At 68.9% G+C, this 19,517-nt stretch carries 17 protein-coding genes; 10 read left to right on the top strand and 7 right to left on the bottom strand.

Going from position 1 to position 19,517, the window contains the following annotated elements; translation table 11 throughout:
- Positions 1-32: 32 nt before the first annotated feature.
- The 6 genes from ACODS4_RS07615 to ykgO all read right to left on the bottom strand — a co-directional run bounded on the left by ACODS4_RS07615 (position 33) and on the right by ykgO (position 8,402).
- Positions 33-2,804 (bottom strand): DUF2339 domain-containing protein, encoded by a 2,772-nt coding sequence (locus tag ACODS4_RS07615; RefSeq protein WP_488862297.1) that lies wholly within the window; start codon positions 2,802-2,804, stop codon positions 33-35.
- An 81-nt stretch (positions 2,805-2,885) separates the two neighbouring features.
- Positions 2,886-3,590 (bottom strand): phosphatidylcholine synthase, encoded by a 705-nt coding sequence (gene pcsA, locus ACODS4_RS07620; protein WP_488862299.1) that lies wholly within the window; start codon positions 3,588-3,590, stop codon positions 2,886-2,888.
- 336 nt (positions 3,591-3,926) lie between these two features.
- The gene (glcF, locus tag ACODS4_RS07625; protein WP_488862301.1) at positions 3,927-5,234 is read right to left on the bottom strand and encodes a glycolate oxidase subunit GlcF; all 1,308 of its coding nucleotides are present in this window, start codon (positions 5,232-5,234) and stop codon (positions 3,927-3,929) included.
- 13 nt (positions 5,235-5,247) lie between these two features.
- On the bottom strand, positions 5,248-6,579 hold the full coding sequence (locus ACODS4_RS07630) for an FAD-binding protein (RefSeq protein ID WP_488862303.1): 1,332 nt from the start codon (positions 6,577-6,579) through the stop codon (positions 5,248-5,250).
- A gap of 14 nt (positions 6,580-6,593) precedes the next feature.
- Positions 6,594-8,081, bottom strand: a complete 1,488-nt coding sequence (locus tag ACODS4_RS07635; RefSeq protein WP_488862305.1) for an FAD-linked oxidase C-terminal domain-containing protein — start codon at positions 8,079-8,081, stop codon at positions 6,594-6,596.
- 195 nt (positions 8,082-8,276) lie between these two features.
- Positions 8,277-8,402, bottom strand: a complete 126-nt coding sequence (gene ykgO / locus ACODS4_RS07640) for a type B 50S ribosomal protein L36 (RefSeq protein ID WP_012973122.1) — start codon at positions 8,400-8,402, stop codon at positions 8,277-8,279.
- A gap of 390 nt (positions 8,403-8,792) precedes the next feature.
- Here ykgO and ACODS4_RS07645 point away from each other — a divergent pair, with 390 nt between their 5' ends.
- The 10 genes from ACODS4_RS07645 (at position 8,793) to ACODS4_RS07690 (ending at position 17,476) form a co-directional block, all read left to right on the top strand.
- Positions 8,793-9,899, top strand: coding sequence for a hypothetical protein (locus ACODS4_RS07645; protein WP_488862307.1), 1,107 nt, complete (start codon positions 8,793-8,795; stop codon positions 9,897-9,899).
- A gap of 147 nt (positions 9,900-10,046) precedes the next feature.
- Positions 10,047-10,442 carry a winged helix-turn-helix domain-containing protein gene (locus ACODS4_RS07650; protein WP_488862309.1) on the top strand — a complete coding sequence of 132 codons (396 nt, stop codon included), beginning with the start codon at positions 10,047-10,049 and terminating at the stop codon, positions 10,440-10,442.
- A 243-nt stretch (positions 10,443-10,685) separates the two neighbouring features.
- Positions 10,686-11,270: a YgjV family protein gene (locus ACODS4_RS07655; RefSeq protein WP_488862311.1), complete on the top strand. Its 585-nt coding sequence runs from the start codon at positions 10,686-10,688 to the stop codon at positions 11,268-11,270.
- Between the two features lie 91 nt (positions 11,271-11,361).
- Positions 11,362-11,940, top strand: a complete 579-nt coding sequence (locus tag ACODS4_RS07660) for a YqaA family protein (protein WP_488862313.1) — start codon at positions 11,362-11,364, stop codon at positions 11,938-11,940.
- Positions 11,941-11,962: 22 nt separating this feature from the next.
- Complete coding sequence (locus ACODS4_RS07665) at positions 11,963-12,814, top strand: TrmH family RNA methyltransferase (protein WP_488862315.1); 852 nt, start codon at positions 11,963-11,965, stop codon at positions 12,812-12,814.
- 96 nt (positions 12,815-12,910) lie between these two features.
- Entirely contained in the window at positions 12,911-13,552 is a 642-nt protein-coding gene (gene msrA / locus ACODS4_RS07670) for a peptide-methionine (S)-S-oxide reductase MsrA (protein ID WP_488862317.1), read from the top strand.
- A gap of 128 nt (positions 13,553-13,680) precedes the next feature.
- On the top strand, positions 13,681-14,217 hold the full coding sequence (locus ACODS4_RS07675) for a PAS domain-containing protein (RefSeq protein WP_488862319.1): 537 nt from the start codon (positions 13,681-13,683) through the stop codon (positions 14,215-14,217).
- Positions 14,214-16,169 carry a DNA translocase FtsK gene (locus tag ACODS4_RS07680; protein WP_488862321.1) on the top strand — a complete coding sequence of 652 codons (1,956 nt, stop codon included), beginning with the start codon at positions 14,214-14,216 and terminating at the stop codon, positions 16,167-16,169. Before ACODS4_RS07675 ends, ACODS4_RS07680 begins: the two co-directional genes overlap by 4 nt.
- A 187-nt stretch (positions 16,170-16,356) precedes the next feature.
- Complete coding sequence (locus ACODS4_RS07685; RefSeq protein WP_488862323.1) at positions 16,357-16,854, top strand: DinB family protein; 498 nt, start codon at positions 16,357-16,359, stop codon at positions 16,852-16,854.
- A gap of 7 nt (positions 16,855-16,861) precedes the next feature.
- Complete coding sequence (locus ACODS4_RS07690; protein ID WP_488862325.1) at positions 16,862-17,476, top strand: pyridoxamine 5'-phosphate oxidase family protein; 615 nt, start codon at positions 16,862-16,864, stop codon at positions 17,474-17,476.
- A gap of 7 nt (positions 17,477-17,483) precedes the next feature.
- Here the strand turns inward: ACODS4_RS07690 and ACODS4_RS07695 are convergent, their stop codons facing one another.
- A complete protein-coding gene (locus ACODS4_RS07695) occupies positions 17,484-19,478 on the bottom strand; it encodes a sensor histidine kinase (protein ID WP_488862327.1) in 1,995 nt (664 codons plus the stop codon).
- Positions 19,479-19,517: the final 39 nt, after the last annotated feature.

Genomic DNA, 19,517 nt, shown 5'->3' on the forward strand with positions numbered 1-19,517 from the left:
CGGCCAAAGGGGAGCGCGCCGCCGCGCCGCTGTCAATGCGTCTGTTCGTCCACCGGATTGTCAGCCTCCGCCGCGACTGGCGCCGCCACCGACGGCCCGCGCAGGCGCTGGTAGAGGAAACCGACGCCGACCAGACAAACCCCCAAGCCAAGGAAGGAGGCGACGCGGTACAGGCCGGTCAGCCCCTCCATGTCGCTGACGAACACCTTGGCGACCACGGCCAGCAGCAGGGCGAGGCCGACATGGCGCATGCCGCCCCAACCAAAGCGCAGCGCCGCGACCAGCAGCAGCACCGCCACAATCAGGAAGGCGGCGGAATAGCTGTACCATTCGGCGTCCGACAGGCCACCGCCCGACAGCACCGGCCCCTGGAAGACGCGGCGGATCTCAAGGGCCAGATTGGCCGCCAGCAGCGCGCCGACCAGCGCCGACGCCGCCCGGCGCAGCTCCGCCGAGGTCAGCGGATCGACCCAGAGAATCAGCGTCATCAGCGCGGCGGGCGCGCCATAGGCCAGCAGCAGGCGGTTGACCAGCAGCCAATCGCCCACCGATTCGCCGCTCCACAACGGGTTGAAACCGCCCAGATGGACGACCAGCGCCATCCCCGCCGCCAGCGCCAGCAGCAGACGCCGCCCCCAACGCGCCACCGGGCGCAGGCTCCAGCGCCGATCCACCGTCAGCAGCAGCGCCAAGCCCAGCCAGGACAGGGTGTGCAGCGACGCCTCGACCAAAGTTGACGGCCGGTCGGTCAGGTCGGCGACCATCCAACGATGGACCGCCAGCGACGCCAGCAGGGTGGTGAAGACCAGCGCCCCGGCCTCCAGCACCATCACCGTCAGATCGTCGGCCTTGTCGTCCGGGGCCTGCCGCATCCAGCGCGCCGCCGCCAGAAAGCCCAAGGCGGGCAGACCATAGCCGTAGACGATCCAGGCGACGCCCTTGTACTCCAGCACCAGCGGGTTGAACGCCAGCCGGACCAGCACGACCAAAGCGACCAGAAAGGCGACGCGGCGCAGCTCGCGCAGGGTGAAATGACGCTCCAGCCACGCCAGGACCGGCACTTGCGCGGCCAACGCCACCGTCAGCCAGGCGTCGCGCAGGATCATCGTCGCGCCCAGCGTCATCGCCCCGACGGCCCCCGCCGCCAGCGCCGCCAGCGCCAGATCGACGTCCGCCCGCGCGCCGCGCTGGCGGGCCAGGGGCGTGACGGCGGCGACCAGCAGCGCCGCCAAGGCGACGGCGGCGGCGGGCCATTCCACCGCCGAACGGTCGGGCCAAAGCAGCTCGTAGAGAAGCGCCAGCAAGGCCAGCGGCAACAAGGCCGACAGCGACGCCCACAACGCGACCCGTCGCCCGCCCAGCATGGCGAGGAAGCCGCCGACGCCGAACAGACCGGCGAAGCCCGCCGTGATCCACAAGGCGCGGCGCACCGAATCCGCCAAAGCCGCCGGAACCCCCGCGACCAACGGACGGCCATCGGGGCCGAGGGGAAGCGTCGGCGGCGGCAGGGGCGGCAGTTCCCACGGCAGCAGCGCCACGCCGACGGCCAACCCGGCGATCCAGCCCAACCCGGCCAACCGCTCCACCCGCCGCCCGGCGACCAGCCCGCCCAGCGCGAACAGGGCCAGCGTGGCGAGCGCCGCGTCGCCATGGCCGTCCGTCCACACCAAATCCACCATCAGAACGGCGAACACCCGCGCCGCCGTCATCGCCAGCCGGTCCAGCGGGTGACGGCGGCGACGCCCCAGCCACGCGGGCAAGGCGGCGCGCCAGCCGACGGCGGGCGGCGGCGGCTCCACCGGCTCCGCGTCGATCCAACGGCTGAGCAAAGCGGGCGTCAGGAACAGCGCGGCGGACAGCGTCACATACAGCCCGACCACCAATGGATCGTCGTAGCGCCCCCGGTCATCAACCCATGTCTGAAACAGCCACAGGGCGGGCCAGCCCGCCGCGCCGATCAGCGTCCCCCAGCCCAGCCAGCGCCATTCGCGCCACAGCACCAGCGCCACGCCCGCCGCGTTCAGCGCCAGCAGATAGGGGAACAGCCCCCAGGCCATCGGGTCGCCCGACGACACCAGAATCGGCGTGGCGAATCCAGCCAGCAGCCCCAGCGCGGCGATGAACGGCCCTTGCAGCAGCGACAGCGCCACGCCGCTCAAGGACAGCGCCGCCAGCAGGGCGAAGGCGACCAGCGGATCGAACAGGCCGAACAGGGCGTAACCGCCGTACACGCTGGCGAAGGCGGCGAACAGACCGGCGCCGGTCAAGGCCATCGGCACATAATCGGGGCGAAGCGCGGCGAAGGCGCGCTGCGTCGGCTGGCGGCGCAACCACTCGCCGCCGACGATCAAGCCGGCCCCGCTCAGCAGCCCCAGCGCCACGCGGACGCCCGGCCCCAGCCAACCATGCTCGACCGACAGCTTGATGAAAAAGGCGGCGGCCAAGGCCATCGTCGCCCCGCCCAGCCAGATCAACCAGCGCGAGGCCAGCGATTCCTCCAGGTCGCGCCACAGCGGACGGGCGGGCGGCGCCGGAGTTTCCGGCGGCGGCGGCGGTTCTGGCGGGGCCTCGTCGGCCAGTGGGGCGGCGGTCGCGACGTCTTCGGCGACAGGCGGCAGGGCGGCGGCGGGTTCCGGGGCAAGGTCGGGGGCAAGGTTGGCGACGACGGGCGTCGCTCCGGCTTGCGCCGACAGGCGGGCCACGGTCTGCCGCAAGTCGTCGATGGCCTTGTCCTGATCCCGCAGCCGACGGTCCATGCGGAGAACGACGAAGCCGATCACCAGAAGCAGCGCAAACAATTCCATCGTGACGCCGCCCCATCGCCGGTTCAACCGCCGATCAGGATAGCCTCACGCCGCGCGCTTGTCTTGGGTCTGAGGCCGCGATCAAGGACCGCGCAGCGTCCGCCACAGGCAGACCGCGCCGTAATAGCCGGACGAGGCCAGCCACAGGCCGAACAGCCAGCCGGGCCGGTCGGGCGACAGCACCACCAGCGCGCCGCAGCACAGCAGCCACACCGTGGTGACGCCGATGTTCAGCGGCATCAGGGCTTTGACGCGGAACGGGTGCAGGAACTTCATCGTCGTGAAGGTCAGCAGCCCCAGCGCCAGCACCACCGCCGCGTTGATCCAGGGATCGAGGTTCAGCAGCCAGAGATACAGCGCCACCACGTTCCAGATCGCCGGAAAGCCGACGAAATAATTGTCGCCGCTCTTCATTTGCACGTTGGCGAAGCAATAGAGCGAGGTCAGCAGCACCCAGGCGGCCAGCGCGATGCTGACAAGCCCCTCCGGCAGCAGCCCGAAGCGGTGCATGAACACCGCCGGGACGACGACGTAGGTGAGATAGTCGATCACCAGATCCAGAACCGACCCGTCGATTCCCGGCAGCACCTGCTTGACCGAGGCGCGGCGGGCCAGCGTGCCGTCCACGCCATCGACCACCAGCGCCACGCCCAGCCACGCCAAACACAGCTTGGCGTCGCCCGCCGCCGTCGCCAACAGCCCCAACAGGCCCAACACCGCCCCGCTGGCGGTGAAGACATGGACGCCCCAGGCCGACAGGCGGTGGGTGATTCCGTAGGCACTCATGCGGGGATTCCGTTTCGGCGGGCGGTCAAGATCGGGAGCAAGGCGGTTTTTTGACACAGACGCGCCCAGTAAAACACAGATTTATGGCGCTGCGGAATCCCCCACGCCGCAGACCCCAGGGTTATCGCCTTTGGCGTCGAATTTCCCTCTCCCTCTGGGAGAGGGAAGGGGCCTGCCGCGAAGCGGTGGGAAGGGTGAGGGGTGATCCAAGGAACCATGCGGTTTTGGCCTTTTGGGCAACCCCTCACCCTCCCCACTTCGTGGGTCCCCTCCCTCTCCCGGAACGGGAGAGGGCGATGATCGCCAAATGCGTGCGCCAGCAGGGCAGCGCGCCGGTCAGGCCGTTCCGGCCAGCGCCTCGGGCGTCGGCCCGCCGGTCGCCCAATCGAGCAGTTCCACCGTGTGGACCACCCGCAGCGTGGCCGACGGCGCGGCCCCCGCCGCGATTTGGGCGATGCAGCCCAGATTGCCCGCCGCCACGATCGCCGCGCCCGTGCTGGCGATGGCGGCGATTTTGCGGGCGCGCAACTCGTCGGCCAGATCGGGTTGCAGCAGGTTGTAGGTGCCCGCCGACCCGCAGCAGAGATGCCCGTCGGGGATCTCCTTCACCGCGAATCCGGCGGCGCGCAGCAGGGCGCGCGGCGGCTCCTTCAGCTTTTGCCCATGCTGCATCGAACAGGCGGAGTGGTAGGCCACCGCCTGCCCGGTGGCGATCACCGGCGCGATCAACCCCACGTCCGCCAACAGTTCGGTGACGTCGCGCGCCAGCCCGGCAATGTGCGCGGCCTTGGCGGCGTAGGCCGGATCGTCGCGGAACAGATGGCCGTAATCCTTCACGCTGGTGCCGCAGCCCGAGGCGTTGACGATGACGGCGTCCAGCCCCTCCCCCGCGACCTCGGCGATCCAGGCGTCGATGGTCGCCTTGGCCTGTTCGCGCGCCATCGCCTCCTTGCCCATGTGATGGGTCAGCGCCCCGCAGCAGTCAGCCCCGCGCGCCACCACCACCTCGACCCCATGGCGGGTCAGCAGACGGATGGTCGCCTCGTTGATCGACGGGGCCAGCGCCCGTTGCGCGCAGCCCAGCAGCAACGCCACCCGCTTGCGCCGGGTTCCCTGCGCCGGATGGACGCCGGGCCGGTCGCTGGCGCTGGGGTTGGGGACGGTGGCCGGGGTCAGCGCCAGCATGGCGCGCAGCCGCTTGGGCAGCAGGGCGCGGAAGGGCCGCGCTGCGGAAGCGCCCAGCATCGCCACCCGCAGCGCGCCGGGGTTGGTCAGCAGCCGGGCCAGCAACGCCCGAGTCGCCCGGTCGGCCAGCGGGCGGCGGTGGGTGTGTTCGATGTGGGCGCGGGCGTGATCGACCAGATGCATGTAATGGACGCCCGACGGGCAGGTGGTCATGCAGGACAGGCAGGACAGGCAGCGGTCGAGATGCTTGACCGTCGAATCGGGCGGCGGTCCGCCCTTTTCCAGCATGTCCTTGATCTGATAGATGCGCCCACGCGGGCTGTCCAACTCGTCGCCCAGGATGGTGTAGGTCGGGCAGGTCGCGGTGCAGAAGCCGCAATGGACGCAGGCCCGCAGAATCGCTTCGGACTCGCGGATCGCCGGGTCGGCCAGTTGGGCCAGCGTGAAGTTGGTTTGCATCGCCGCCGTCTCCTCACACGCCCGCGTAGAGGCGACCGGGGTTCAACACCCCCTTGGGATCGAAGCTGTCCTTGACCCGGCGGGTCAGCGCCATCAACGGATCGGGCAGCGGTTGAAACACGTCCGTCGCGGCGCGGACGTCGTCCGGCGCGCGGACCAGGGTGGCGTGCCCCTGCGCGCCGACCGCGCGGCGGATGGCGGCGACCGAATCGGGCGGCGCGGTCAGCCAGACCAGCCCACCGCCCCAATCATAAAAGGCCTCCACCGCCAGCGTTCGCCGAATCGCCGCGACCACCGAGGGGCCGGAGGCGGGGGGGACGGAGAGTTTCCACAAATGGGGGGTGTCGCCCCCATTGCCTCCTATGCCCCCTCCCCAACCCTCCCCCGCTGGCGCGGGAGAGGGAGTCAGGCGCGTGTCCAGATCGGCCCCCTCTCCCGCCGAAGGCGGGGGAGGGTTGGGGAGGGGGCCAGGGCGACCAGCGCCAAAACCGCCCCCATCCCCCACGCCCCCCAAGCACCCCACGTCGCGAATCTCGCGCCACGCCGCCCGCGACTCGGGCGCGTCCAGCACGGCGTCGGCGCGCAACTCCGCGCGCAGCGCGGCGACCCGCGCGGCGACGGACGGGCCGAAGCCTTCCAGCCGCACCAACGTCACCGCCCCGCCCGCCCGCGCCAGCGCCGACACGGCCGAGCGCGCCGCCAAGCCGTCAGGCAGATGCGCCGCGCCCGACACGTCGTAGGGGCTGCGCAGCGCGCGGTCCAGGACGTCGACCGCCGCCGAATCGCCCAGCCCGAACAACAACAGGGTCGCCGTGTCCTCCGGCGCGGGCAGCACCTTCACCGTCAGTTCGGTGAAGGCGGTCAGCGTGCCGAAGGATCCCGCCATCAGCTTGGGCAAATCATAGCCGGTGACGTTCTTCACCACCTTGCCGCCGCCCTTGTAGGCCTCGCCGCGCCCGCTGACTCCGGCCACGCCCAGCGCGTGGTCGCGCGCCGATCCCGCCGAAATCCGCCGGGGACCGGCCAGCCCGCAGGCGATCACCCCGCCCAGCGTGCCGCCGTCCGGCGGTTCAAAGGCCAAATGCTGCGCCCGTTCGGCCAGCAGCGGCAGAATCAGCGCCATCGGCGTTCCCGCCCGCGCCGTCAACACCAATTCCTCCGGCTCATAGGCGACGATTCCCGACAGGCCGGACAGGTCGAGCGCGTGGGTCGTCCGCAGCGGACGGCCCAACCCGCGCCGGGAACCGCTGCCCAAAACCTCCAGCGATTCGCCCGCCGACAACGCCCAGCGCACGGCGTCGACGACCTGCGCGTCGGTGTCCGGCTTCAGAATGGTGATGGTCATGCCGGGTCGCCCCTTCAAAAGCGCGGGATGTCGGGGAAGCGCAGTTCCCCCTGGTGAACGTGCAGGCGCCCAAGCTCGGCGCAGCGGTGCAGGGTGGGAAAGACCTTGCCGGGGTTGAGCAGCCCGTCGGGATCGAAGGCGCATTTCAGCCGCTGCTGCTGCTCCAGATCCGCCGCGTCGAACTGGTCGGTCATCAGGTCGCGCTTTTCCACGCCGACGCCATGCTCGCCGGTCAGCACGCCGCCGACCTCGACGCACAGGCGCAGAATGTCGTTGCCGAAGGACTCGGCGCGCTCCAACTCGCCCGGCTGGTTGGCGTCGTAGAGAATCAGCGGGTGCAGATTGCCGTCCCCGGCGTGGAAGACGTTGGCGACGCGCAGGCCATAGCGCGCCGACAGCTCCGTCATCCGCATCAGAACCTGGGGCAGCGCCTTGCGCGGGATCGTGCCGTCCATGCAATAATAATCGGGGCTGATTCGCCCAACCGCCGGGAAGGCCGCCTTGCGCCCGGCCCAGAAGGCCAAGCGTTCCTCTTCGGAGTTCGAGACGCGGGTGCAGACCGCGCCCTTGTCGGCGGCGATGGCGGCGACCCGCCCGATCAGGTGATCGACCTCCGCCGCCGGGCCGTCCAACTCGACGATCAGCAACGCCTCGACGTCCAACGGGTATCCGGCGTGGACGAAGGCCTCCGCCGCGTGGATGGCCGGGCGATCCATCATCTCCATGCCGCCGGGGATGATTCCCGCCGCGATGATCGCCGCGACGCAATCGCCGCCCTGCTCGCTGGACGGAAAACCGATCAACACCGCCCGCGCCGTCGCCGGTTTGCGCAGGATGCGCACGGTCACTTCGGTGACGACTCCCAACAACCCTTCCGACCCGGTGACGATTCCCATCAGGTCATAGCCGCCCGCCTCCAAATGCTTGCCGCCGAGCCGGACGATGGTTCCGTCCATCAACACCAGCTCCACCCCCAGCACATTGTTGGTGGTCAGCCCGTATTTCAGGCAATGCACCCCGCCGGAATTTTCGGCGACGTTGCCGCCGATGGTGCAGGCGATCTGACTGCTGGGGTCGGGGGCGTAGTAAAAGCCCTCCCCCGCCACCGCGTTGGAAATCCCCAGATTGGTCACGCCCGGCTGAACCACGGCGCAGCGGTTGGCGTAGTCGATGTCCAGGATGCGCTTGAACTTGCCCATCCCCAACAGCACCCCGTCGGCCAGCGGCAAGGCCCCGCCCGACAGCGAGGTTCCCGCCCCGCGCGGCACGACCTTCACCCCCATCTCCTGGCAGGTCTTGAGGATGCGCGAGACTTGATCGACCGTGCTGGGCAGCACGGCGACCAGCGGAAGCTGGCGGTAGGCGGTCAACCCGTCGCATTCATAGGCGCGGAGTTCCGCCTCGTCGACGATCACCCCCTCGCCGGGGACGATGGCGCGCAGCGCCTCGACGATGGCGCGGCGGCGGGCGATCACGCCGCTGTCCGGGACCGGCATCTTCATCGGCGGGCGTCCTTCTGTCCGAAACGGCTGATCCGTCCGTAAGACGTATCATCCGCGCGCGCCGGGACACAAGACGCCGGGACGCAAGACGCTGAAAAGCCGCCCAAAACGCAAGAGCCGCGCCCGAAGGCGCGGCTCTTGCGAGAAACCCGTTGGCGAAGAGGCCGGGGAGTGGTCCCAGGCCGCCCAGCCGGATCAGCCCTGACGGGCCTTGAAACGCGGGTTCTGCTTGTTGATGACGTAGACACGGCCCTTGCGACGGATGACCCGGCAGGCCTTGTGACGCGTCTTCATCGACTTCAGAGAATTGACGATTTTCATGATGATGTTCCTGGACGCTCTGGCGGCTCGATCGAAGGCGCGCACCATAGTGCGGCGTCCCCCACCTGTCAACGCCCGGCTTTGGATGAGTTTCCATCCTTCCGCCAAGATCCGGCGGCCGCTTTTCAGGCTCTTCCGCCCACGCCGCGCCGCCGGGACTTCGGCCAATTCATACGAGGACTCACGAGATCTTGGCCCAGCGCCCAACGATGCGTCAACAGACCGCCGCCGCCTTGCCGCGTGATTCCGGCGGCGGCGTCGATTCTCAAGCCCCCATCCTCCGACCGCCCGCGCGGTCATGCCCTGCCCTCGGCATCAGAGGCGCCCCTGATTGACGGGCGGCGACCCGACGGCAAGCATGGTCATTGCACGCTGCTTGGTGGGGGTTCCATGGTCGCCACACTCCGTTCGTCATTTCCCACGTCGCGGCGCCCGCTGCGGATGTTGGCGCTGGCGCTTGTTCTTCTGGGAATGAGCGCGTTGGCCCGCCCCGCCGTCGCGGAGACCGAACCGGGCCTGACCATGGCGCCAGCGCCGTCAACGCCGACCGCCGCTCCCGTCGTCGCCCCGGCGACCGAACCAACCGCCGATCCCGCCCCTGCCCCGCCCGCCGGGCCGATCAGCGTGAAGACCGGGCTGTTCATCACCCAACTCTATGATTTCGACATGGCCAAGCGCAGCTTCACCGCCACCTTCTGGGCGTGGTTTCTGCACAACGACGAAAAATACAACCCGACCCAGACCGTCGAGATCACCAACGCCAAAACGGCGACGGCCAAATTCGCCGGTCTGGACGCCAGCAAGGGCGTGAACTGGCAGCAAGCGAAATACAACGCGACGATCCAAGAGGCGTGGGACACCACCCATTTCCCCTTCGACCGGCAAGAGTTGAGCATCATCCTGGAAGACGCCCAGTCCGACGTCAGCGCGGTGAAGCTGGTCGCCGACGCCGCCAACAGCAAAATCGACTCCTCGGTCGAGGTTCCCGGCTGGACCATCGAGGGGCTGCGGGTGCGCGACGTCGACGTCACCTACAACACCAGCTACGGCGACCCGACCTTGCAGGGGACCAGCGTCTATTCGCGCGTGGTCGCCACCATCACGATGAAACGGCACGGGCTGCGCCTGCTGCTCAGCACCTTCATCGGCTTCGGCGTCGCCTTCCTGCTGTCGATGCTGACCTTCCCGCTGAGCTTCGAGGCGATGGGCGGATCGCGCATCGGCCTGTGCGCCGCCGCCGTGTTCGCCGCCATCGGCAACAAATATGTGGTGGACAACATGCTGCCGCCCGCCTCCAGCTTCACGTTGGCCGACGGCGTCCAGGCCACCAGCTTCGCGTCGATCTTTCTGGCCGCCTTCACCGTGGTGGTCATGCAAAGCCTGCACAAATCCTCCCCCCGACTCAGCCGCCTGTTCAACGCCGTCATGGGGCTGGGCACGCTGGCCTTTTACGTCGGGGTGAATGGCTGGTTGATTTCGCAGGCCGCCGCCTCCTGATCCGCAGCCTTCGACGTCACAGTGGCCGCCGGACACGCGGTCAGGCGGTTGGACGCGCCATTGACGGATCCCCTCGGCGCGCGCTCCAATGGCGGGCGGTTTCCTGGCCCCCCATTGGACCCGCCCGTCATTGGAAGAGGGTCGATCATGGCCTCCGACATTCGCGTTCGTTTTCTGCACCCGTCGGGCGCCATCGGTCCCGGCAAGATCGCGCTGTTGGAGGCCATCGACCGCACCGGCTCGATCTCCGCCGCCGCGCGGGCGCTGGAGATGACCTTTCGCCGGGCCTGGTTCCTGGTGGAGACGATGAACAGCGCCTTTCGCGAGCCGGTGGTGCGGACCAGCGTCGGCGGGCGCGAGGGCGGCGGCGCCGGGTTGACGCCGCTGGGGCAAGAGGTCGTCGCCCGTTACCGCCGGGTGCAAGAGGACGCGCGCAAGGCCGCCGCCCCGCATCTGGACTGGCTGGACGGCGTGCTGAAGGAACCGCCGCCGCCGGACGACGCGCCAAGCGCCGACGAACCGATCACGGACGCGCCCGCCTGACTCCTTCTGTTCACGCCGGGCTGTTTTCCTTCCATGCGCGCCGTGCAGCCCTGGGTGGCCGGAGCCTCTCTGGTGATACGGCGGGGAGAGGCGTAGATCTGCGTTCTGTTGCCGCTGGGCAGCAGCGTTGCCGTTTGGCGACACCAACCACCCCCACACCGACCGACCGCCCCGGCCATCGCCCGCCGGGATCGCGCCCGCGCGCCCGCCCCCCGATCCGCCTCATTCTTCGAGTCCGCCGTCATGATGTTGTCCTCGCTGTCCATCTCCGCCGCTGACGCCTTTGGCGCGGCGGCCTTCGCTGGCTCTTGCCTGTGGCCGCTGATGAAGCGGCGCCGGGGCTTGCTGGTGGGACAGGCCGTGACCAACCTTCTGTTCATCACCCATTTCATCCTGCTGGGGGCCTACACCGCCGCCGCGCTCTGCGCGCTGGTGGTGACGCAGGTGTTGACGGCGCTGCCGGAAACCCGCCGCCGCTGGCACTCCGCGCTGTTCGCCGCCACCGTGCCGGGCATCGCCGTGGTGGCCGTCGCCACCTGGGCCGGGTTGCCCTCGGCGCTGTCGAGCATCGGCATCAGCCTGTCCACCACGGCGCGTTGGCAGTCCAACACCACGCGGATGCGCCTGTTCCTGCTGGTCGCCGGGCTGTTCTGGGTCAGCCACAACATTCTGGTGATGTCGCCCTTCGCCATCGCGTCGGACGGGATGGCCGCCGTCGGCAACATCGCCCGCCTGATCGGCGACCGCCGCGCCGCCCGTCGGCAAAGCGCGGTCCCGGCGGCCGGCGCCGTCAACGGCAACCACGTTCCGGCGGCTCTGGCCGCCTGAGCGCGGGCCGGACGCCGGAACATCACTGGCGGGATCGGCGCGGCGCGGTTACAAGAGCGCTTCCCAAGTGACCCTGAGGGCGGCATCCCCCATGTTGAAGCGCGTGTATGATTGGACCATGGAAAAGGCGGCGTCGAAAAACGCCACCGGCTGGCTGGCCGGGGTGTCCTTCGCCGAAAGCTCCTTCTTCCCGCTGCCGCCCGATCTGCTGCTGGTGCCGATGGTCATCGCCAACCGGCACGCGGCGTGGCGGCTGGCCGCCATCTGCACGCTGGCGTCGGTCATCGGCGGGCTGTTCGGCTACGCCATCGGCTATTTCCTCTACGAGACGGTCGGGCGCTGGGTCATCGATTTCTACCATCTGACCGACAAGTTCGAGGCGATGCGCCAGACATTCATCGAGTATGGCGCGGAAATCATCCTGATTAAGGGGATGACGCCCATTCCGTACAAGCTGCTGACCATCACCGCCGGGGTGGCGCAGTTGAATCTGTGGGTGTTCGTCGGCGCGTCGATCATCTCGCGCGCGATGCGGTTTTTCCTGGTCGCGGCGCTGCTCTATTTCTTTGGCGAGCCGGTGCGCGCCTTCATTGAAAAGCGCCTGACCCTCGTCACCAGCGCCGTCGCCGTCGCCCTGGTCGGCGGTTTCCTGGTCGTCAAGCTGCTCTGACCCGACGCTCAGGATCCCGCCCATGCCGCCGCCCGGTCGCCCGCCCCGCCCCGCCCATCCCCGCGCCAACCGGCCCGGCCCGGTTCCTGTCCGCCCCGCCACGCCGCCGCGCGAGCCGGATGAGTCGCGCAAGCTGTTCCGCGTCGCTGGGCTGTCCGCCGTGTCGGCCCTGTTCGCCCACGACCCGGCCCGCGTCGAGCGGCTGTTCTTCGACGAGCGGCTGAAACCGGCGGTCGGGGCCTTTTGCAAGGCGATGGCCGCCGCCCGCAAGCCTTACCGCATGGTCGAGGCCGAGGAGTTGGCGAAGGTCGCCGGAACCGTGCTGCATGGCGGCGTCGTCGCCCTGATGGCCCCCCCGCGCGCCGTGCCCGCCTTTGACGGCGACGCCGCCCGGCGCTGGAGCGAGCCGTTGCTGATCCTGGACGGCGTCGGCAACCCGCACAATTTGGGCGCGATCCTGCGCACCGCCGCCTTTTTCGGCCTGCCGCGCGTCCTGCTGTCCGACCATCCGGGCCAAGCCCTGCCGTCCGAAGCCGCCTACCGCGTCGCCGAGGGCGGGTTCGAGTGGGTGGAGCTGTTCAAAGCCGACAATCTGCCGCTGGCGCTCAAGCGTCTGCGCGCCACCCATCGGGTGGTCGGCACGGCGCTGGATCCCAAACGCCCGACCATCGACGTCTCCGGCCTGTCCGCCACCGACCGCGACCGCCGCCCGCTGGCCGTCGTGCTGGGCAACGAGGAGGACGGCGCGCCGCCCGCCACGCTGGCCGCCTGCGAAGCGCTGTTGACGATTCCCGGCGGCGGGCGCGTCCAATCGCTGAACGTCGCCGCCACCGCCGCCATTCTGATTCACGCGCTGGCGGTCACGCCCCGCTGACGAAAAGGTGAACGGCGCGGCGGCCCCCCGACGCTTGCCGCCGCGCCCGCGCCGCACGACATCTGTGTCTCCACCCCCGAGAACGGAGCGTCCCCCATGTTCGGCCAATTCCTGCGCAAGCCCGCCACTCTGCCAGCGGCGACCGAGGCGCTTCCCGGTCGGGCCGACGCCATGGCGGTTCCCGCCCGCCACCACGTCAACGGCAACCCGATGACGCCGCCCTACGCCGCAGGGTTGGAGATCCTCGACGTCGGGCTTGGCTGTTTCTGGGGGGCGGAGCGCAAGTTTTGGAAAATCCCCGGCGTCTGGGTGACGGCGGTCGGCTATCAGGGCGGCCACACCCCCAACCCGACCTATGAAGAGGTCTGTTCGGGCCGCACCGGCCACACCGAAGCGGTGCGAGTCGTCTATGACCCGGCCAAAATCGCCTTGACCGATCTGCTGCGCGCCTTTTGGGAGGCGCACGACCCGACCCAGGGGATGCGCCAGGGCAACGACGTCGGCACGCAATACCGCTCCGCCCTCTACACCCACGACGCCGCCCAGATGGAAACGGTCATCGCCAGCCGCGACGCCTATCAGGCCCGGTTGAGCGCGGCGGGCTACGGCCCGATCACCACAGAAATCCGCGCCGCGCCGACCTTTTACTTCGCCGAAGCCTACCACCAGCAATATCTGGCGAAGAACCCCAACGGCTATTGCGGGTTGGGCGGCACCGGCGTGACCTGCGCGCCGTGACCGGCAAAGCCCTGTCCGCGCCGGGGGCGTTGCGCGGCGGGGCGGCTTGCGGGTATGGTTCGGGCGGTCCTTGAAAGCTCCCGTGTCGTCATGCGCCCGGGGCGCCGCCCGCCAAGCCATGATCGTCGATGACACAGAAAAAAGCCGAGCTGGCCACGCCGTATCTCAGCGGCTTGCTCGATTTCTGGCTAACCAAATGCAACGCGGGCGGCCTGCCGACCCCCAGCAGCATCGCCCCCGCCGATCTGCGGCCCTGGAAGGACCACATCGTCGTTTTCGAGGTGATCGGCGACGACGCCAATGACCCCGGCGCCTTCGTCTATTCCTATTACGGCAAGGCGCTGGCCACCGCCTTCGGCCATTCGCGGCTGGGGGCGACGCTGGACGATCTGCCCGCCGAACAGCGCGCGGTCCTGCAACCGGAATACGACGCCGTGCGGCGCGAACGGCTGCCGCTGGCCCGCGTCCACACCGCCGATTTCGCCGGACGCACGCGCAGTTGGGAACGGCTGGTCCTGCCGCTGTCGAGCGACGGCGTGACCATCGACAAGCTGCTGGTCGCCGCCTATGAGCTGGCCGTCCGGCCCAGCGGCGGCTACGTCCCCGCCCCCAGTTCGCTGCCGCCCCTTCCCACCACTGTTTTGAAGCCGGGAGTCTCGGCATGACGTCGCGTATGCCGCATCTTGCCGCCCCGCCGACCCAGGCGGGCGTCGTCACCGCCGACGAGTTCAATCTGTGGTGCGCGCTGAACGGGCGCCCCTTCAACCTCGTCCCCAACCCGCGCGGCGAAGGCCGCGTGCTGTGGGACGTCGAGGTGTTGCCGGGAACGCCGCGCGCCGGAACCGTCTATTCCACCAACATGGCGGACGAGGCGCTGGCCGTGGTCGCCGGTTTCGCCTTCATGTCCGGCGTCGATTGGGCCTATGAGGCGCGCGAGCCGGGGGAGGCGCCGCCGACCGCGCCCTCGCCCTACACGCCGTCGCCGACCCCGCCGACCGCCGACCCGCCTTCGGCGTTGCCGCCTTTGCCGCCCTCCGCCTACGGCGCGCCAATGGCGGCCCCCACCTTGTCGGATGGCCCGATCGCCTATCCGGCGGTCTATTCGCTGCCCGCCGTCACCCTGTTGCAGAACCCGCCGCCACGCCCGCCGCAGCAGCATGACGAAGGTTTGCTGGCCCGCAACGCGCGGATGCTGGAAACCGTCCTGAAGAATTTCCGCGTGCGCGGCGAGATCATGGACGTGCGCCCCGGCCCGGTGGTGACGCTGTACGAGTTCGAGCCGGCCCCCGGCACCAAATCGGCCACCGTCATCAACCTGACCGACGACATCGCCCGCTCGATGAGCGTCGTCACCGCCCGCATCGCCATCGTGCCCGGTCGCAGCGTCATCGGCGTGGAGCTGCCGAATCCGGTGCGCGAGATGGTTTACTTGCGCGAAAGCTTCGACCACGACGCCTTCCGCAACACCACGGCGCAGCTCGCCATCGGTCTGGGCAAGGACATCAGCGGCGAACCCGTGGTCGCCGATCTGGCCAAGATGCCCCATCTGCTGGTCGCCGGAACCACCGGGTCGGGCAAGTCGGTCGCCATCAACACGATGATTCTGTCGCTGCTCTACCGGCTGCCGCCGGAGCGCTGCCGCTTCATCATGGTCGATCCCAAGATGCTGGAATTGTCGGTCTATGACGGCATCCCGCATTTGCTGACCCCCGTCGTCACCGACCCGAAAAAGGCGGTCGTCGCCCTGCGCTGGGCGGTGCGGGAGATGGAAAACCGTTACGAATCGATGTCGAAGCTCGGCGTCCGCAACATCGAGGGCTACAACGCCCGGATGGCCGAGATGATCGCGGCGGGCGAAAAGATGCCGCGCCGCCCGACTCCGCCCGGCGAGCCGGAAAACGTCTTCGACCTGACGCCGCAGGACCCGACCCCGCTGCCCTACATCGTCGTCATCGTCGATGAGATGGCCGATCTGATGCTGGTCGCGGGCAAGGAGATCGAAGCCGCGATCCAACGTCTGGCCCAGATGGCGCGCGCGGCGGGCATCCATTTGATTATGGCCACGCAACGCCCCTCGGTGGACGTCATCACCGGCACGATCAAGGCGAATTTCCCCACCCGAATCAGCTTCCAGGTCACGAGCAAGATCGACAGCCGCACCATTCTGGGCGAGGCCGGGGCCGAACAGCTTTTGGGCCAGGGCGACATGCTCTACATGCAGGGCGGCGGGCGGATCACCCGCGTCCACGGCCCCTTCGTCTCCGACGCCGAGGTCGAGGAGATCGTCCAGTATGTGAAGGCGCAGGGCGCGCCCAACTACGTCACCGCGATCACCGAGGAAGAGGAAGAGGCCCAGACGGTCGAAGAGGACGAGAACGGCGCGGGCGGCGGCCTGAGCGGCGACGACCTCTACATGCAGGCGGTCAATCTGGTGGTGCGCGAAGGCAAGGTGTCGGTCAGCTTCATCCAGCGCCAGCTTCAAATCGGCTACAACCGCGCCGCCCGTCTGGTCGAGCGGATGGAAACCGAACGGGTGGTCGGCCAAGCCAACCACCAGGGCAAGCGCGAGGTCCTGCTGTCGCACGCCGGTCTGTCGGCCAAGCGCGCGGGGGTTTGAGGCGCGGGAACTCCAACTCTATCCCTCTCCCGTTTCGGGAGAGGGTGGCGCGAAGCGCCGGGTGAGGGGTTCGCAAGACTCAAAGCAACGCCATCCGGCCACCCCCTCACCCTTCCCATGCTGACGCATGGGCCCCTTCCCTCTCCCGGAACGGGAGAGGGAAACACAACACCGGCGGGGCAGGATCATGAACCCGAAAACCCATTTCGACCGTCTGGCGCTCTACAACCGTTGGGCCAACCGGCGGCTTTATGAAACGGCGGCGGAACTGACCGACGCGCAGTTCCGCGAGGATCGCGGCGCGTTTTTCGGCTCGGTGCGCGGCACGCTCAACCATCTGCTGGTCGCCGACCAGATTTGGCTGGAGCGGATCGAGGGGGCCGGCCCCAAGCACAGCGCCCTGAACCTGATCCTGCACGACGATTTCGCCGCGCTGCGCGCCGCCCGCGAAGCGGAGGACGAGCGCGTCATCCGCGTCGTCGCCGCCCAGCCGGAAGAGCGATTCGAGGCGGTCTTCGCCTACAAAAACACCGCTGGCGTTCCCCTGGAGCTGCCCTTCGCCCCGGTGCTGACCCACGTCTTCAACCATCAGACCCACCATCGCGGGCAGGCGAGCACGCTGCTCAGCCAGTTCGGGTTGACGGCCCCGGTCATCGATTTCGTCTATTTCCTGTCGCAGGGCTGAACCGATCATGAGCCAGCCCATCGCCGACCTCGCCGCGCTGGAGGCCCTGTACGGCCAACCGGGCGCCGCCTCCGTCGCCAAGGAAGTGACCAAACTCACCAGCGGCTACCGCGCGCTGATTGAGGCGTCGCCCTTCTTCGTGCTGGCGACCAGCGGGGCGGACGGGCTGGACGCCTCGCCGCGCGGCGACGCGCCGGGGTTCCTGCGGGTGGCGGACGAACGGACCCTGCTGATTCCCGACCGACGCGGCAACAACCGAATCGATTCGCTGCGCAACATCCTGCGCGATCCGCGCGTCGGGCTGCTGTTCCTCATTCCCGGCGTCAACGAGACGCTGCGGGTCAACGGTCGCGCGGTGATCGACGTGGACCCGGCGCTGTGCGACAGCTTCGCCGTGGACGGCAAAGCGCCGAAATCGGTGCTGGTCGTCACCGTGGAATCCGTGTTCTTCCAATGCGCCCGCGCCGTGCTGCGCGCCCGCCTGTGGGATCCCACAGCCCAGGTGACGCGCGACCACCTGCCGTCCACCGGCGCGCTGCTGGCCGAGGCCAGCGCCGGGCAAGAGGGGGGCGAGGCGTATGAGCGCTCGCTGAACGAACGGATCCCAAAAACGCTGTATTGAGCGGCGGTCAGACGGCGGCGTTGGGCCTGGAGGGCGTCGCTGGCGTCGGCAAATGGATGATGAAAACCGACCCCATCCCCTCTCGGCTTTCCACCGACAGCCGCCCGCCATGGGCGACGACGATCTTCTGGGTCATGTACAGCCCGACGCCCGACCCCTTGGTCCCGCGTGAGGACGACGCCCGGAAATAGATGGCGCCGATGCGCGCCACCTCCTCGCAACTCATGCCGCGCCCTTGATCGGCGACGCGGATGGCGATTCCCCCCGGCGCCTCCGCCGCCGTCACCACCACCGGGGCGTCGGGAGGGGAATAGCGCAGAGCGTTCTGAATCACGTTCGTGATGGCGACGCACAGGAATTGGAGGTCGCCGCGCAGTTCCCGGTCGGCGACGCGGGTCGTCACCACCACCCGCGCTTCGGCGTCCGCCGCCGTCACCCCATCCATCGCCGCGTCGAGCAAGCGGCCAACCGTCATCCATTCCAGTTGCAGCGCCAACGCGCCATGATCCAGCGCCTGGCTGGACAGGAACACGTCGACCAGATCGGCCAGCTTGTGGATGGTGCTGCGGATGCGGGCCAGCCGCTTGAGCGCGGGCGGCGCGTCCTGAACGTCAAGCGCGATCATCTGCGCCGCGCTGTCGATGGAGGCCAACGGCGTGCGGAACTCGTGCGACAGCATGGCGACGAAGATCCGCTGCTCCTCCGCCTGTTTGGTGGCGAAGGCGACGCCTTCCTCGGCCCGCACCCGTTCGGTCTGCAAGCGCCGAATGCGCAGCGCCAGCCCGGCCCCCAGAATCAGCGCCCCCAAAAGCGCCGCGATGGGGTAAGGCTCGATCGACAGGTCAGACGGCAACACCCCGCGCAGCTTCAATTGCGACAACGCCATGCCAAAGATCGAGATCAAAGCGCAGGCCAGATAGAAACGCAGGCTGCCGTCCCGTGAATCGCGCCGCATCAGGATCACGGTCAACATGACGCTGACCAAGCCCATCGAGGCCCCAAGGGTCGAGATCACCGGACTGACGACGCCGAACCACGGCGTCAGCGACGACGGAATCGCCAACACCGCCAACACCGCCACCCCACGATAGACGCGATGGAGCCGGGGAAAGTTGCGGCGCAGATTCAGCAGCCGCACCCACAACAGCATGACGATGGCCGTGCCAAGAAGAACCAGCCCCCCAACCGTCAGATTCATCAGCCACCCCGGCGCGTCGGGCAGAAACGCCGCCGCAATGCCCGTGGCGAACAGGAAAAACACCAGCATCCACGCGATGTGCGCCGTGTAGGTCAGCAAAACCGCGTCGCGCAGCAGCGTGCCGACCGCCAGATAGACGACCACCAAAATCATCAGAACGCCAAAGAACATGCCATAGAACACCAGCGCCGTGGTCTGGCGGGCGATGAAGGCCTTGGGCGTCCACAGCGCCGCCGACAGGCTGATGGCGCTGACCGAATCGACGCGCAGATAGACCGTCAGCACCTTCCCTTCCGGCAGCTCCAGCGGCGTGCCGTGCAATCGGGTCTGCATCGGGCGCTGGCTGTAGGGCACGAAGTCGCCCATGCGGATGACGCGGTAGTCCTCTGGCCCCGCTGGGGTTTGACCGGGGGTGAGCGGGACGTAAAGGTCAAGATGGTCGATGTAAGGTTCGCCCATCTCCAAAATCCAATCGGCGCTGGTCCCCGCCTCACGCGACAGGTCAAAGCGGTACCAGTGGATCGCCGTGGTCTGCCCCGCCCCCCGGAAATCCCCCCCGGCGACAAAGCGCCCCTCGGCGTCGGCCCGCAGGACGTCGGCGAAGGACAGCGCCCGTTGGGCGTCGATCCATTGGCTGAAATGGCCGGACAACGAGGCCCCCGCCGTCGCCGCCGTCAAACGCAAGGGCTGCGGCGCGTCGGCCCGCACGTCATGGCCGGGAGTGAACAGCCCGACGGCAAGAGCCAGGCAAACCAACAGGGCGGCGCCCCATCGGAAACGGCCCGTCCATCGTCTCGCCACCATGCCTCCCCCCATCACGCTCACGGAATCGGCGCAACGGGA

The organism is Azospirillum sp. FG154 (assembly GCF_057809575.1).